We start from the raw sequence: 15,155 nt of genomic DNA on the forward strand, positions 1-15,155 counted from the left end.
GCCGCGTCGTCCGTTGCCGGAGGGCTCAATCCGCACTTGACCAGTGCGCTGGTCCTTACCTGACTGGAGCTCGCATTCGACCGTCCTGGAATTCCATTAAAGCAGCAGCGATGAAGAGCGTGGGACACTCCGGCGGTTTGAGTCGCCAAGTCGAGTGCGCGATGGTCGGCTTGGTTTCCTTCGGGCCAGTCGAACGATCGGCGACGGTCTCGCGCTGCTTCCACTTCGCAACAGTCTTCTGGTTGATCCCGTAGCGCTTGGCGAGACCTCTCAGGCTCTCTTGACTATTTTGTATTGCTCGACGGACTGCCTCCGTCGTGGTGGCGCAGCCGTGTAAAACCCGTCCCATAGCGCATCCTTCGAATCGTGCGATAAGAATGCACCATCAAAGCTTGGGACTAAACACCTAGTGCGCTGATGCCGAGGATGTTCGACGCGCCAGGGAGCGTCGGTGGTCGCCCCCCCAATCTAAGCGGAAGCGTTCATGCGTACGCCATAGAGAACGTTGTTGATGGCTTCTAGAACGGACGATCCATTCTTTGAATGGCGGCTGCAGAGGAATTTCGCAAGCGACCTTGTCTTCTTGTACTTGTCGTGCCTCCGCCATCCGGCAAGTTCAATGTAGATTCGACAAACGACGCGCATGATTCTGAATGGACCACACGCGCATGCAGATCTCCTCGAATTTGGGCGCACTCAATTTAGAAATTCAGTCGCGCGAAAGCAGATCCCGGAGAATAGGCGCCCGTTCGAGGATCGTCCGATCTTCGCCCGACGGCGGACTGTCGAGGCTATGCCACCACTGCATTGCTCTTAGGGCCTTGGCCGGATCGCGCTTCTTCTCCTCTTTTCCGAGTAGTAGCCTCTCCGATCGTCGCCTATGACATGCGTATGGAGTGGGCGTGTAGGAATTGGCCGGCCTGTAAACCGGATGGTATGTCGGTAGATAGCCGGCCAGGCCTGATTATGTTCAAGGACACGGTTGCCCCGAAGACGAACCACTCTCGTGCCACGCTAGCATCTCGGCGATGACGCCGGTACGACCTTCGTAGATTGTTCGGATGATCACCTGAAAATCTGGCTTCCGCTCCGCCTCGAGGAGAGCAATCCGTGCCTGTAAGTTCATTGGTTCGTCATCCTTGCGAGCCGATCAATACGCGCGGTCAATCCCCGGTCTCGAAGGCCTTCACGAACGTCTCGACCAATTTGGCCACTTCTGTAGCTTCGCCAGGCGTGATCTGGCCCGACGCCACGCCGCTGAGAATTGCGCCCGTTGCTGAGGCGGCTTCGGCGGCATCTATTGCCGGCAAGTCGAAGGCCTTGCGGGGCGCAGGCACTACACGGAATTTCGGATCGAGCGTTAGGGCCGCCATGCCAATCCTTTGAACGGGGAAATTGAAGGCGCCCGAAATCGCCCAAGTGTCAAAAAAGGCTAAATTTCACCAAAGCCGTTCATTACCAGCGCATCCCAAGTAATGTGGGCCGACTTTAGTCATGACAGCGCTGCTAATATCGGCCTCATATTCGCTCGGGGTCAACATTGTCATCGCAAGAACTTTACACGCCGTCGGTTGCTGCAGCCGAGCGGGATCTGATCTTCGTAGTAATCGAGCGTCATCGCGAGCTGTCCGCGCACTATGATGCGGCGGCATCGGTTTCGGCTAAGCTCGAGGATGGTGCCGAATTTGCTGCCGCCGACGAAGTCACCGGCCAAACGAACCTGGCTCTCACGGAGCATGCAAATGTGCTCATCCGTTCGAAGCCAGCCGCGATCGCGGGCGTGATCGCTCTGACCAGATACGTCGCCGGCCTGCGGGAATGGAAGCTGCCCGATGATGATGCGTGGCACCGAGCGTTCTTAGAAGGGCTGGCGGATGCGATAGATGAGATCGGCATGGCGCGGCGGCGTGGGCACATTGGAAATTGAAAAAAAAAGGACATAGAAATGCGATTTTTCATGTTTTTGTTGATCGGCATAATCGGCTTAGCTTCGGTCGAAACCGTCTAGGCTCGCTCCTGCACCGAGCAAGGAGCATTGTGCGTGAGTTGGGCGAAAGCAAACGTTCCTGACGCGGTAAGGCAAAGCGCCGCTATGGGGATATGCCGTGAAGAATTCCTAAATGCAGAGCGCGTTACAAGGCAGGCACAAATACTTCGTCGGAACGGCGCCTCTAATCAATATCCAATTGATACCTGCAATTAGATCAAACCCAGAGGCCGCCTTCAGTTGGCGGCCTCTTTCATTTCAATCCGCTAGCGGTACCCACAAAATCCGCGCACGGGCAACTGCGTCCCGACTTACATCTCATCAAAAGGTGGGGCGGATTTATATCGCAGACCGCCAGACTCCAGAAGCAGCCGCGCCAATCGAGCAGAAAGACGGCGCTTCATACCGCATCTCCGCTGCGGATCGGCTTAGTTGCAATGCTAAAGCTCGCTCGCCCATTTGGCGAGGCGGCATGGTGGCACGCCCGGCTAAGCTTTACCCGCGGTCAGATAAAATTTTTAGGTGTGTATACAATGGTTAAAGCAAAGGTCACGAGCGCGACCAAACCCGCAGCCGTGAACAAGACCGACAACATCGCGGAGATCAAGGACACTCATACCAGCCAGCTCGTTATTGCCCTCTGCGGCCCAATTGGATCACCGATCCCGGACGTCGCCCAGGCGTTCAAGCAATGCCTGGAGAAGAACTTTGGGTACGATTATGCCGAAATCCTGAAACTCAGCCGCCAGATCGAAAAACTCAGCGGACCGGCCCCGTCCGGGAACGCATACGAGCGCGTGAAATACCTGATCGATAAGGGCGACGAACTACGGGGAAGGCACGGCGCCGGCGTACTAGCCGAACTCGCGGTCAGCGAAATCGCCTTCGATCGGCAGAAACACAAAAAGAATAACGAACCCCAAAGGTTCGAACCCCGGCGGGTATGCCACATCGTCGATTCGATCAAAAATCAGCAGGAACTCGACCTGCTCCGCTTAGTCTATCGAGACATGGTCTATGTAGTGGGCGTGTATGCACCTGAATCGCTCAGGACCACGTCGCTTCAGCAAAAGGGTATGAGTCTCAAGCAGATCTACACGCTGATCGATCGCGATTCGGGCGAAGAATTCGCCCACGGTCAGACTGTCAGAGACACCTTCCCGAACGCCGACTTCTTCCTCCGGGTCGACTCGAGCTCGGGGAGCCAGGTAAATGCGCGGGTCGAACGCTTTCTTGACCTCATCCTGGGTGTCAAGGTCATGACGCCTACCTACTCAGAAACGGCAATGTACGCTGCTGCCTCAGCTGCCGGTAATTCGGCCTGCCTCTCCCGTCAGGTCGGTGCGGCGATCACCGACGTGCATGGTAACATAATCGCGACCGGCTGGAATGATGTCCCCAAGTTCGGGGGCGGTCTCTACGCGGCCGATCCCAATGGCGACCAGAAGTCCGACCACGACCTGCGCTGCTGGAACAAGGGCGCAAAATGCTACAATGACGACGAGAAGCACCTGATTGCTGAACTGCTCGTCGACGAGCTGGCCGACGCGAAGGCAATCACGAAGTCAGCCAAGGAAAAGGCGAAAAACGCAATCCTGGCAAATGGAAAGCTGAGAAACCTCATCGAGTTTTCCCGCTCGGTACACGCCGAAATGCATGCCATTATTAACGCCGGGAAGAATGGGGCGGCGTTGGCGGGAAGCAAGCTTTTCGTGACGACGTATCCGTGTCACAGTTGCGCTAGGCATATTGTTGCTGCAGGCATTTCGGAAGTTTATTTCATTGAACCCTATCGAAAGAGTTTGGCAACCAAACTTCATGATGATTCAATCACCGAAGACGAGTCGGACACGAAAAAGGTTCGCGTACTTCCATATGATGGTGTGGCTCCAGCCCGATACTTGAAGCTATTCAGGGTCCCCCGAGACAGCCGCAAGTCCAAAGGCGCCCTCCTGACAATCGATCCCCGGCATTCTCAGCCGCGTTTCGATAAGACCTTAGAAGCACTACCGACGCTTGAGGCAGTCGTTGTAAAGAAGCTAAGAGAGAAAAACTTAATCCATGCGGGATAAGTCCAATGGCCAGCAAAGTGGACGGACAGCTTAGCTTCGACCTAACCCATTCGCCCCCTATCGCACGCGCGACCGGCGAACTTAGCACTACCCGTGTTCTCTCGCTTTGCGCTCATCGTGAACGCAGAGAAGACGCAGAGCGCGCGCGATATTTCTCCGAAATCATCAAACTCGCCGATCACCTCCAGCGCAAAGCCTGAAAACGTCGGAGCGTCATCGAGACACAGCGCGGGGCTCAAAGCCTCCGTGACCAGGTGTTCTGAGAGAGATCAGGTGGGCGGCGGCAGCGATGAGCGCGGCGATGACCGCCGCGGCGGCACTGTTTCGTTAAAATGGTGGAGCGCCGATTCGACGCGGGATGACTCTGAGAATTACCTACTGCAAGGCCGATAGCGCGTTGTGCGATCGGTAGCGCCATATCGGGTGACGAGGACCGGTGCGAGCCGCCGGCATCCCGGCGGCCGGGTGGCTGCCGCACGCCCGGACCGCTTGTGCGGCGTGGGGTCGGCCACCCCGCGCAATAGAGCTAAAGGGCGACCAGTTCGGCGAGCTTGGCTGCGACCTCAGCCATTGATTCTTCCGCAGTGTCGAGGCCGGTTCGCGAGGCGAGCATAGGGCTGACGTCCCGGAGCGCTTCATACGTCGTCTGATGCACGACGGGAACGAGACGCGCACCGGCAAGGAGCACCGAAAGTTCTTTGTCGGCAATGCCTTCTTTTGGGAGGCGGCGCAGCAGCGCAGGGGTCACCAGCACGATCCCAATCCGCGAGTTCGCCAGCCCCCTGTCGATGGCGCGGAGTAATGGCACGCCGAGGCCAACGTCCTTTTCGCTGAACCACACCTTAACACCGCGTGCCTCAAGCAGATCGTGCAATTGTTTGGCTGCCCCCTGCCGGTCGTCCCATGCGTGGCAAAGAAAGACGTCCCGAAGGTCAAGGGTCGCTTGCTTCTCGACGGCCTCGCGGACCGGCGTGAGCTCCCGCACCTCGGTCGGCGTGTACATCACGGTCGAACCGGGTCGCGACCATCGCGCCCTTACGCGGCTGCCAGACCCGCTGCTGCTCCAACTGCCCCCGCTGCTCTCTGACGAGTAGTAGGACGGAGACGAGTAGGACCGGGGTGAGTAAGAGTTGTAGCCGCCGTAACGGCGACCCCAGCTGCCACGACATGCAGGGCAGGCCGCTGCAGCGCTCGCTGAGCGATGGCCCTCTTTTGGTGCTGTGCATCTAGCCATGTGAATTTTTCCTGAAACTGAATGTTGCACTTCTTTGCAATGGAGGCCTGCTCGAGCGCGACCATTTGGCCTTTCATCTGCGCGAGCTCCGCGGCCGTTTGCTTGTCGCCTCCAACAAAGAACGCTGCTGGCCAAAAAATGACTACAGCCGCGGTGGTGGCCAGTGTGTCCTTCGTGCGTTGACTGTCTTGCGCGCCGGACAGCGCCGCGGCTCTTGCCGAGACGGACTGAGCCTCAAGCGCGAGCTGTTGGCAGTTGTAAGATTGATATTGTACCGGTGAAACGTAGGTCGGCGTGATATCCGCTGCAGACGAGGCGCAGCCGGCAAGCGCAACAGCAAGCGCGGCTACGATGAAAATATGCATGGTATCCCCCTAAAAACCCGCCGCATCCAATCTCAACCAGTGCGCGAGATCAATAGGCTTCCACCGAAATGACAAAACATAGAACGTTCTTCGGAAGTCGTGCTGATCGCGCAGGAACGCGGCGGGAGCTGGGTCATCAACGCTGATTATCGTCGCGTTGAGGTGCTAGATCCGCGGTGGCGGAGGCCGCGGGACCGCTGCCACGCGCCCTCGTCGTTCGCCAACATCCCGATCTGACTCACGAGATGGCCCACGGAGTAGGCCCGGCTGGTCAGAAGATTGGTGTAGAACGCCGTCCCGAAGATCATTGTGGCAAACCTCCACCGAAAACTCCGTACGTTTCGGACGAAAACGAAGCCTTTCACGCGGGAAACGAGCGCGCCGAGCACGGAGAGGGCTGAATATCGGCTGTTGTCCTCAAGACGCGGACCTAAGCCCCGCGCCGATTGTCACCAGCTCAGTTGACGCCGACCTAACGATTCAGCTCAGCAGGCGTCACAAGCAATTGCCTGAGAAGAGCGTCCGCCATCAGGTCGCACAGCGCCGCGGTGGCCGGTCCGATCGCGGCGGGGTCCTTGCGGATGCGCTCGATGGTCCAGCCGGCGTAGCGCCGATGTCTTGAGCTCGCGATGCACGCCGCCCAGTCCGGCTCCGCCTGCCGCCGATGGCCCCGCCGGGTGCCCGGACCGGCTCCGGCACTGGCGAACAGCCGGGCCTCCAGCACCGTGTCGGTGACGTCGTCTGGCAACGGCCAGGTCAGCCCCGCCGCCTCGAACCGGCGGACGTCACCTTGGTCATCGGATCCCTAAGGTCAGCAAAGCGGACACGCGTCCCTCCGGAGGGCATGATTGGTGGTTATCCCTTGATCAAGGCGAGCGCTTCGGCATGAAGCCGCGGCGTTGCGGTTGCCAAGATGCGCCCTTCCGATTGAATCGAGAGCGGGCATCCCTCCCAATCGGTGATGCAGCCGCCGGCGCCCTGCACGATCGGAACCAGCGCCATGTAGTCATATGGCTGAAGCCCCGTTTCGAGAACTATGTCGCAGTGTCCCGACGCAAGCAGGCCAAAGATGTAGCAATCGCCGCCGAATCGGCGCATCCGCGCAACTCGCGATAGCCGCTCGAACGGCTCCATCTCGCCTTTGCGGAACATGTCAGGCGATGTGGTGTAGAAGCTCGCGTCGGCGACGCTCTCGCACGCGCTGGTCCGAGCCAATCCATCGCCAAACCGCGCCACGCTGGGCTTCGCCATCCACCGCTCGCCCGTAAAGGGAATGTCCATCAGGCCGCAGAACGGCTGCTGCTGATAGCTCAACGCGCTCAGTGTGCCGAACAAGGGAAAGCCGCTGATAAGCTCTTGGTGCCATCGATCGGGTCGACGATCCAGGTGAACGCTCCGCCGGGCTTGGCTCTGATCTCCTCGCCGATGATGTCATGCTCCGGAAAGCGCGCCTCGATCCTTTCCCTGAGACGCAACTCGACGGCTCGATCGGCGATCGTCACCGGACTGGCATCGGACTTGGCAACGACATCCAGCGGCATGCGGAAATAGGACAGCACGATGGGCCTGACCGAATCCGCGAGCTCGGCGGCGAATGACAGATAGACATCGGCATCGTGTGCCGTGACGGCATTTTGGGCCATTACAACTCCTTCAGGAACAGCGGCCATCGCGGGATCGCGGATGATGGAGCGCATCCGCATGTGTTTTCAGATGCCGTATTTGTGACGCGCCAATATAGGCTCAAGTAATCCGCTCAGGCGGCTCCAGCTCCTGCAAACGTTCTGCGTCTGCCACCAGGATTTTAAGTGTCGTTTCGCGATAGCGGTGGGATCATCGTCGTTGCTAACGGCGGCCTGATACGCAACGCCACTATCTTTGAATTGTTAAGAAGTAAGTATCCATCCTCGAGCTTGTATTGTCCTTCCGGCTGTGTCGCCGGTATCGCCCTTCGCGCCCGACGAGGACCGAACGATAACACTAAGGCTGCGATATTCATGCGGCATTTTGGACACCCTAGATATGTAGTTTGGCTGCGTGGCCGATCATCAAACGTCGCGATACGTGTTCATCACACGCTGCGACATTTCCCCTCCACCTGATCGAGCATGACCGGCGAAGGAGTTCGTGGTGCTGCCCAGGCACCTTTCGGGCAGTGCCCGACTACCCCCATCCCCTGACCAAAAGCTGACGGCCGCGATCAATTCCTCGAATTCGGTAACTTGCGGGGCGCGACGCACCCCAGTCAACTTAGAACAGCGATGCTACAAGCCTCAAACTTGTCAGAGTTTTCCAGCCGCGCAGGCAGTCTTCGTCTTTGCTAAGGTCGTCACCGATCGTGGCGAATGAATCTTGCCGCCGTCAGGTCACGTCAGCAAATGCGAGTTCAAGGCTGAAGCGTTGACCGTCAAAGACAGAGATTCATCCCGTCACGCAACGATGTTACCAAGGTGACACGTGGGGCGCGGTAGAGGGCGGCGAGCACTGCCTGACTCTGAGGCTTCGTTCGTGGCGGGTCGGCACTCCAGCCGTCCGCGCGATGCCGAGCGTTGAGGTCCTCAACAAGAGCTGCGACATCGCTGTGATAGTCATCGTAGCTCTTGATGCAGGATCGTGAGGTGGTCGCGATCTGCAAAAGCGAGATGCTGCGCGGTTCCTCGTTCAGAGGGTGATCGATTTCCAGAACGCATTTGTCGAGACCCTTAGTGTAGTCAAGCCGGTCGACGTCGACGGCAAGGCTCTCACGATTGAGACGCATCGGCATTCGACAGCATATTGTGCAACTCTATCTGTATCTATGCCGATCGGAAGTCCTTGCGATCTTGTCACGCGGCCATTGAGGGAAATCACCACACCATTTTCGTCAGGCGTGAGCTCCAATCGGCACGGACATGGGTAAGGACCTTCTGTCGATTCTCATCGGCCTGAAAGAAGCGAGCATCGCCCCGGCCCACCCAAATCGCCCCACAGTAGCAAGGACCGCCTCAAGCTCGCCTGTTTTGGGTTGATTGATGTTGGTACCGGCGACCCAGTTCGATACGATGACGAGATTCACAAGTTATCCTTGCCGTCTGATCTGCGTTTTGCCCGCCATCGATCAGTTTGCAAAGTTTGGTCGCCGAAGATTTGCGGCCGGACTGCCGATCGGACTCGGCAATTTCGTGTGGCTGGGATTAGATGAAGCGAGCCGCCTCGATGGCGTCCCACGCACGCCCTTGCCCAGTCGCAAGACGAATGCGTCCAGCCTGCGTCCACCGCATCAACGGCTCGTCTAACGAAGCCACTTACCCACGGCCACGAAGTACCGATTCTTCGCAGACAAAACGGCTTTGATTCTTCGGTCAGCGGCAGTCGAGCGATCGGCTTTGGGAGCCGATGATTCTGCTGGAGCAAATGGCGCCTGCTTCGATTATCAACCTTCGCCGCGGGAACGAGAGTTTACGCAACGCAGAGCTAAACGGCTGCCTACCAAATTTGGTATGGGACATAAAGACGCGTTTGGATCGTGCGACCGAAAGTCTGTCACGCTAGAGAGATATCGGTGGGGACGAAACGTCTTGGCAGGCTTCATGCCCGTTCTTGTAAAGCCCCGCACGCGGGGTCTGTTGACCAAATGCGAGCGTCGTCCTCCTGAGGCGAACCTCATAATTTCGGTCTTCACGATGTTCGACCTCGCCAACCCGCGCGTAGAACGTTTGCAGCGCGAGCAGGAGCTTTGGGTCAGGGCCGCGAAGGAGCTTCCGCCCCCTCTCCACCTCGGCATATCCAAGCCACAAGCCGAGGTGCTCATCGGAGGACACGCGGCGGCACCTCAGGGACGGCCAGACTACTATGTCGTAAATCTAGGCATTCGTCGAACCGTGCCGCGCACCACCGCCAAGTTCGCGCACGCAGCGCTACAGCTAAGAGCCGCAATGCCGATATTTCGCCGTGAACACCGGACCATACGTTGATGTTAGCCGCGCAACCGTTCCCCAGCACCGCCATTGCATCCCGCGTCGAGGCTGACGGTTGCCTGCTCACCTCAAGCGAGGCGTCAATACATGGTCGATGAACTGGATCTGCGAACCTTCACGCCACATCCGCAACGCGACGCTGTGCTCCGCGAAGTGCACGCGCGCCCCTTCACGCGCCTTGTTTCGCCATTCAGCGTGATCCACTTCGCTTTTCTTGCACAGGGCGAGGCGGCCACAAGCGATCGCTGCCGTTTTATCGATTTTTGCCTCGAGCGCAATCTTACGCCGCCTGAGCAATCGGCGAAACTTCATCAGATTGTCATCGGTCCCGCCACGCTACGCTGGGAGCAGCATTCGGAATTTACAACATTTACCTGGATCTGGACTAATGCAAATTGTTCTGCCGCAGACCAATTTGACAAAGTTGATGGCACCGTCCGATCGCTGATCCCCGCGTTGCGTCAGACCGGACAGTTGCTGGTCGCGATCAGGCTAGAAGTGGAGCGGGAGGCCTCGCCGACCAGGCGGGCCGAACAGATTTTTGACAAGGACAGCCTGGCCATGGTTGCCACAAAGAGCGGCGCAGGCGTGGCCGCCTCAGACTTCCGCGTAGACGAAAAAGGCTTCACGAAAATCCTCGTCTGCGACCTCGGGTTGACGTCGCACGATCTCGGAGCGCTGGTGCAGCGGCTGCTGGAAATCGAGACCTACCGTCCATTGGCGCTGCTTGGCTTGTCGGCGGCCCTCGAGCTTGCACCATCTGTTGATCGCATTGACCGTCGTCTGGTTGAGGCGCTCGAGAAAATGCAAAGCGGTGAGGGGCTGCAGTTCAACAACCACCTACTTGCCGAGCTGACCGCGCTGGCCGCATCCTTCGAAAGAGGCGCGACCGGCAGTCTGTTTCGATTCGGCGCCAGCAGGGCCTATTACGAGCTGGTCCAATCGCGACTATCCATCATTGAAGGCAACGATGTCTCGGGCTATCCAACCTGGTCGTCGTTTCTGGCACGCCGTATGGCGCCGGCGATGCGAACCTGCGCCACTGTGGAGGATCGTCAGGCCACTCTGTCGGTCAAGCTCGCGCGGGCCGCCGACCTGTTGCGAACCCGGGTCGACGTCGAAATCGAACGACAGAATCGTGACCTGTTGCAGGCTATCAACGAGCGCGCGAGACAGCAACTTCGGCTGCAGTGCACGGTCGAAGGATTGTCGGTCGGGGCGATAGGATATTATGTGGTCAGCCTGTTTAGTTATCTTGCCAAGGGCGCGCATGATGTCGGACTGCGAGTAGAGCCCTCGTTCCTGACCGCAGCCTTCGTGCCGATCGCGGTCGGCGTGATCTGGCTGGTGAGTTACAATGTCCGAAAGCGACACCTCAAGCACAACGACGAGCCCTCGGTTACTTGCGACTAAAGCTCCTTGAGGGAATCGATGCGTCCCGTCCTGCGAAGCTCGCATGGTCGGGGTGCGACGCTGCCGCAAGATCGCGGCCAGCTCCTGCGCAAGGTAATGCAGCCGGCGAGGCATTGTGGATCGGGTCAGTCGCCGTTGCGACGGCTGAGACGGGGCCAGATCAGGCTGAAGCCCTCACCTTCCTCATCCAGTGTGGAGATCGGGGCCGCCTGGTCGAAGCGCTCCAACGAGGGCCGCGATTATCTAGGTCTGAAGCTCGACGATCCGAGCTTCACCGCTCCGATCTTCGCCAACCCCTCGATGGTGATCGACAGGCCGGAGGCGATCGATGGCGAACAAGGGGCCTGACAGCAAAGCAGCAACTTTCTTGGCTAGGGCCAAGAATGATGGCCCAGTCGGCGGGGAAGAAAGTTGTGACGCCGCTGTTGCGCCTTATGCGGTTGAGGCGTCAGCCGTCCTTCGGGCTAGATCAATCCATCGAGGAGGCCGTTGGTGCGCTCGGCCTGCAGAACTGACGTCAAGGAGAACGTGGCAAGTTCGACCGCACCGAGAGGCCGGCAACTGAGTTCGATGGTGACAGGCGCTTTGTCCCTTCCGCAACGGACGGATTTGGGACCGTGATTACACATCGGCCGCGCCGCTCGTTCACATTTATTGTCGCCGTATCCATTGAGATGCGACCGCTTGGTCCATGCCTCTATGATCACAGTGACGAAGCCGGGGCGCAAGCTTGTTGATCGGAGCTTCAACGGCCAGCCCGCTCTCGTTCGAATTCCGACGGTGAGGACCGCGAGCATTGCGGATATCTGGTGCAGTCCCGCCGTCGACGCGACGCCTTCAGTGGCGCAATCATTGCCGGGCAGGTCCAGCTACGGCTATTCCAGTGAAGCGGATGAACGCTGTGATGCTGACGGCAATGGCGCCCACGACGGCAAATATCGTCCGCCAGATTGGTGAAGGCACCGTCATCAGAGGCGATTCCATGTGGCGCCATAGCCCGCTACGGTAGCGGCGCGACGTAGAGAAGGATATCAGGAGCCGAACCCAAGCCCATGGCGCGAGAGCGAGCGCAAGCCGGGCGACACCAAAGCTCAAACCGCCCGCCACAAGGCCCGTCACGATGCCTCCGGGCAAGCCGGCACGGGTATAAAAGCCGAACATGGCGATCATCATGCCAACGAAGACCGGGAGCGCAGAGGCAGCAAGCATGAACACCAGCCAATAGATCAAGCCGATGACAAGGATAATGATTGGTGGTCCGAGGATGAACATGGCGGGTGGGTTCCGTGAGATAGAAGTCTGACGGCTGCGCCTTCCACCACCACGGCGCGCGCGATACTATAGCAGGAAACTCAGCGATCCGATCGTCACAAATCCAGTTGCGGGATTTTTGTCATTAGCGCCGAGCTTGCGCCTAAAGGGCTCGTGCAATCGGCATTTGATCCTTTGTGATCTTAAAGTGGGCGCCTGCCGTTTGAAACCACCTAGCGCAACAGTTTCAGAAAAGTCCCGTGTTCTTCTCCATTTCGGCTGCCAGTCCATCGTGTGTGTTGCTTGTGAGCATCCGGGGTCACAATCGCTACTCACTCCCAAGCCTTGGCTGTCTTCCGTTTGGCGGCGCTTTGGCACGCAACTATTTCCACGCAAACATAAACGTTGCGCATTGGATCTGCCCTCGCATGTCGGGTATGGAGAGACTGTCGGAAGCTCAGATTGTCAAATTTGAGACAACGTCGGCAAGTTGACGCGACAAATACTTCCGAAGACCCCGCTAAGCCTACGAGTTCAATTCGGCACGCGGCTTGCTTATTCGGGAAATCATCACCAATCGTAGTGCGGTGATCTTGGGGACGGACCCGGCGCGCCGGCGTGTCTGGTCTGCTCCGACGATTGTCGTGCGGCGATACTTGAGGAGGCGGGTCGTGAACTGGCAAGTTCCGGGGCAAACTTTGATGCGATGTAGAATCTTTTTTTGTGGTGCGACAACAATTGCGCTCGTCGCAAGCAGCGCAGCGAAGCCGGCGGATCTTGAGCCACAACTTAAACCGCCACAAGCGGTGTGGAACTGGTCTGGAGGCTATATTGGCGGGCATGCCGGCGGTGGGTACGGCCGCACCTCCTTCAGCAATCCATACGGTCCATCAATCTATGGCGGCATCGTCGATACCCCGGCGTTCCTTGCTGGTGGCCAGATCGGTTACAACTGGCAGAACAACAGCTGGGTGTTTGGCATCGAGCTGGATGCCAGCGGTGCTGTCTCCAACGGCACAAGTACATGCCTCGCCTCTTCGGTCTTCGTTGTGAGCGCGAATTGCAAGGCAGGTCCGAGCCTCTTTGCCACCGGGACCGGTCGCGTCGGTTACGCCTTTGGCGCGCTCGGGCACACGCTGGCCTATCTCAAGGCAGGCCTAGCCTGGCAAAACAATCGGGGCGATGTCGTCAACAACTTTGAAGGCGGCTGGCCACAGGGCAGAACGCATTTCGACGATGGTCGGGTCGGTGGCATTATCGGGCTGGGCGTCGAGCAAGCCCTAACGCCCGCATGGTCGGTGAACGTCGAATATGACTATCTGCATTTTGGCGGGCCGAGTGTCGCGACGGCTGCGACAGTGCAGTTTCCTGCCGTTTGCGATTCTGCCGGCGAGCACAACCAGCCTGACCAGTAACTATCACATCGGAAAGATTGGCCTGAACTACCACTTTGGTGCGGACCCAGAGGCCGCACAATGGTCCGATGCGCCGCTGTATGCGAAATCAGCCGGCAGCGTACCACCCATTTTCTACGCGCCCGGCTGGTCCTTCGAAGGCGGCTCGCGGCTCTGGCTGAGCCGGGGACGTTTCCAGTGGGATCACAGCGCAGTTCGGTACGGCTGGCCTGAAGACCCCAGCATACTGGATCGAGGCTCACTTATCATGGACTGGACGGACTTTCCGGGGAGTTATTCGGCCGTGTTGACAGTCCATGGGGAGTTTTCTTGAAAAGCAATCTTGGTATCGGGCAGTTCAACAAAGGAAAAATAAATAATGAAGATTGGATACCCGAGGACGGACTTTCCTACATCAACAACCTTTCCGGCCAGTCAAACGGAAGGTTTGCCTATTACACGGCTGACGTCGGTTACGACTTCCTGCGCAGCAGCGACTACAAGGTCGGGGGATTATGGGCTGGACCTATTACGGCCAGAGTTCGGACTCGACCGGATGCATGCAGGTGGCTAACCCGCTGTATTCGTGTTTGACGTCGGGTGACAGCAGGATCATCGGCGGATGAGGATACTCAATGGTATGCGCCTCGGATCGGCCTGAGCGCCGAAACCATGCTGACCGAGCGTTGGCGTTTGAACGCCGACGTGGCCTACTTGCCCTGGACCGGCTTCAAGGGACGTGACTATCATCTCTTGCGCGACATGACCACCTTTGATGAACAACGCGGAAATGGTGGTGGCGGCGTCCAGATCGAAGGCGTGTTGTCCTACTCGATCACCAAAACATCAGCGTCGGCGTCGGCGGCCGCTATTGGGCCATGTGGACCAAAAAGGACAGCGACTCTTTGTGCAGCAGCAGCGGCTGCGTCGGTGCCCCGCGCATTCTTGCGAAGTACAGTATGGAGCGCTGCGGTGCATTCTTTCAGGCCTCTTACAAGTTCGACTCAAAGAGTTGATCTTGGATGGCTCGAGACTACTTCTCGAGCCATCCAGGCCTGCTCATAAGCATCGACGTCGGCGCCAAACAGGACGCCGACGTCGTGGGTACCCGAGAGGGCGCGCGAGAAGTTATGCCGCTCGCTCGCTTTGACGCGGTACACCGACAATACCATCGTGGATCTCGAAACCCTCCTGAAGCTTCTCGAGGAAACCCGCCGTCGCGGATGGGCCAAAACCAATGAGGAATACGTGAAGGGCGTCGTCGGCTGCGCGGTGCCCATCGTTTCCCCGGACCGGGAACTGATCGCCTGCCTTGGCGTATCGGTGCCCGTAGCACGAGTGAGCTTCACAGAGCTGGATCGCTTCATTCATCCGCTTCAAAGAGCCGCCGCGCTCCTGTCGCAAACCATCCTTCAGACGGACAGTGAAGAGGACACATTCGAGGATACTTGATGATCCTCAGCGCCAGCCTGCTCGGGAGGAG

At 58.4% G+C, this 15,155-nt stretch carries 11 protein-coding genes and 3 pseudogenes; 7 read left to right on the plus strand and 7 right to left on the minus strand.

Features of this window, described 5'->3' with window-relative positions:
- Window positions 1-178: 178 nt before the first annotated feature.
- Both AAFG16_RS38795 and AAFG16_RS38800 read right to left on the minus strand, forming a co-directional pair.
- Window positions 179-349: pseudogene (locus AAFG16_RS38795) on the minus strand (IS481 family transposase); the annotation flags it as partial.
- Between the two features lie 814 nt (window positions 350-1,163).
- Window positions 1,164-1,373 carry a hypothetical protein gene (locus tag AAFG16_RS38800; RefSeq protein WP_342733907.1) on the minus strand — a complete coding sequence of 70 codons (210 nt, stop codon included), beginning with the start codon at window positions 1,371-1,373 and terminating at the stop codon, window positions 1,164-1,166.
- Between the two features lie 167 nt (window positions 1,374-1,540).
- Here AAFG16_RS38800 and AAFG16_RS38805 point away from each other — a divergent pair, with 167 nt between their 5' ends.
- A complete protein-coding gene (locus AAFG16_RS38805; protein WP_342733909.1) occupies window positions 1,541-1,927 on the plus strand; it encodes a hypothetical protein in 387 nt (128 codons plus the stop codon).
- 593 nt (window positions 1,928-2,520) lie between these two features.
- Window positions 2,521-4,059 (plus strand): anti-phage dCTP deaminase, encoded by a 1,539-nt coding sequence (locus AAFG16_RS38810; RefSeq protein ID WP_342733911.1) that lies wholly within the window; start codon window positions 2,521-2,523, stop codon window positions 4,057-4,059.
- Between the two features lie 526 nt (window positions 4,060-4,585).
- On the opposite strand, the gene AAFG16_RS38815 is transcribed toward AAFG16_RS38810, so the two are convergent.
- The 4 genes and pseudogenes from AAFG16_RS38815 to AAFG16_RS38830 form a co-directional block, all read right to left on the minus strand.
- Window positions 4,586-5,293 (minus strand): toll/interleukin-1 receptor domain-containing protein, encoded by a 708-nt coding sequence (locus tag AAFG16_RS38815; RefSeq protein WP_342733913.1) that lies wholly within the window; start codon window positions 5,291-5,293, stop codon window positions 4,586-4,588.
- Window positions 5,294-6,130: 837 nt separating this feature from the next.
- On the minus strand, window positions 6,131-6,406 hold the full coding sequence (locus tag AAFG16_RS38820; RefSeq protein WP_342733915.1) for a hypothetical protein: 276 nt from the start codon (window positions 6,404-6,406) through the stop codon (window positions 6,131-6,133).
- A gap of 107 nt (window positions 6,407-6,513) precedes the next feature.
- Window positions 6,514-7,301, minus strand: a pseudogene (locus AAFG16_RS38825) (inositol monophosphatase family protein).
- A gap of 764 nt (window positions 7,302-8,065) precedes the next feature.
- A complete protein-coding gene (locus tag AAFG16_RS38830; RefSeq protein ID WP_342733917.1) occupies window positions 8,066-8,422 on the minus strand; it encodes a trehalose-6-phosphate synthase in 357 nt (118 codons plus the stop codon).
- 1,279 nt (window positions 8,423-9,701) lie between these two features.
- Here AAFG16_RS38830 and AAFG16_RS38835 point away from each other — a divergent pair.
- Together AAFG16_RS38835 and AAFG16_RS38840 are read left to right on the plus strand one after the other, a co-directional pair.
- Window positions 9,702-11,027, plus strand: coding sequence for a DUF3422 domain-containing protein (locus AAFG16_RS38835; RefSeq protein WP_342733919.1), 1,326 nt, complete (start codon window positions 9,702-9,704; stop codon window positions 11,025-11,027).
- A gap of 18 nt (window positions 11,028-11,045) precedes the next feature.
- Window positions 11,046-11,375, plus strand: coding sequence for a DUF736 family protein (locus AAFG16_RS38840; RefSeq protein WP_342733921.1), 330 nt, complete (start codon window positions 11,046-11,048; stop codon window positions 11,373-11,375).
- Window positions 11,376-11,876: 501 nt separating this feature from the next.
- Here the strand turns inward: AAFG16_RS38840 and AAFG16_RS38845 are convergent.
- A complete protein-coding gene (locus tag AAFG16_RS38845) occupies window positions 11,877-12,299 on the minus strand; it encodes a hypothetical protein (RefSeq protein ID WP_342733923.1) in 423 nt (140 codons plus the stop codon).
- Window positions 12,300-12,949: 650 nt separating this feature from the next.
- On the opposite strand from AAFG16_RS38845, the gene AAFG16_RS38850 reads away from it, so the two are divergent.
- From AAFG16_RS38850 to AAFG16_RS38860, 3 genes and pseudogenes are all read left to right on the plus strand, one after another.
- Complete coding sequence (locus tag AAFG16_RS38850) at window positions 12,950-13,693, plus strand: outer membrane beta-barrel protein (protein ID WP_342733925.1); 744 nt, start codon at window positions 12,950-12,952, stop codon at window positions 13,691-13,693.
- Window positions 13,694-14,002: 309 nt separating this feature from the next.
- Window positions 14,003-14,266: a hypothetical protein gene (locus tag AAFG16_RS38855; RefSeq protein WP_342733927.1), complete on the plus strand. Its 264-nt coding sequence runs from the start codon at window positions 14,003-14,005 to the stop codon at window positions 14,264-14,266.
- 510 nt (window positions 14,267-14,776) lie between these two features.
- Window positions 14,777-15,124 (plus strand): annotated as a pseudogene (locus AAFG16_RS38860) (IclR family transcriptional regulator C-terminal domain-containing protein); the annotation flags it as partial.
- Between the last annotated feature and the right edge of the window lie 31 nt (window positions 15,125-15,155).

Source organism: Bradyrhizobium sp. B117 (genome assembly GCF_038969555.1).
GTDB lineage: Bacteria > Pseudomonadota > Alphaproteobacteria > Rhizobiales > Xanthobacteraceae > Bradyrhizobium.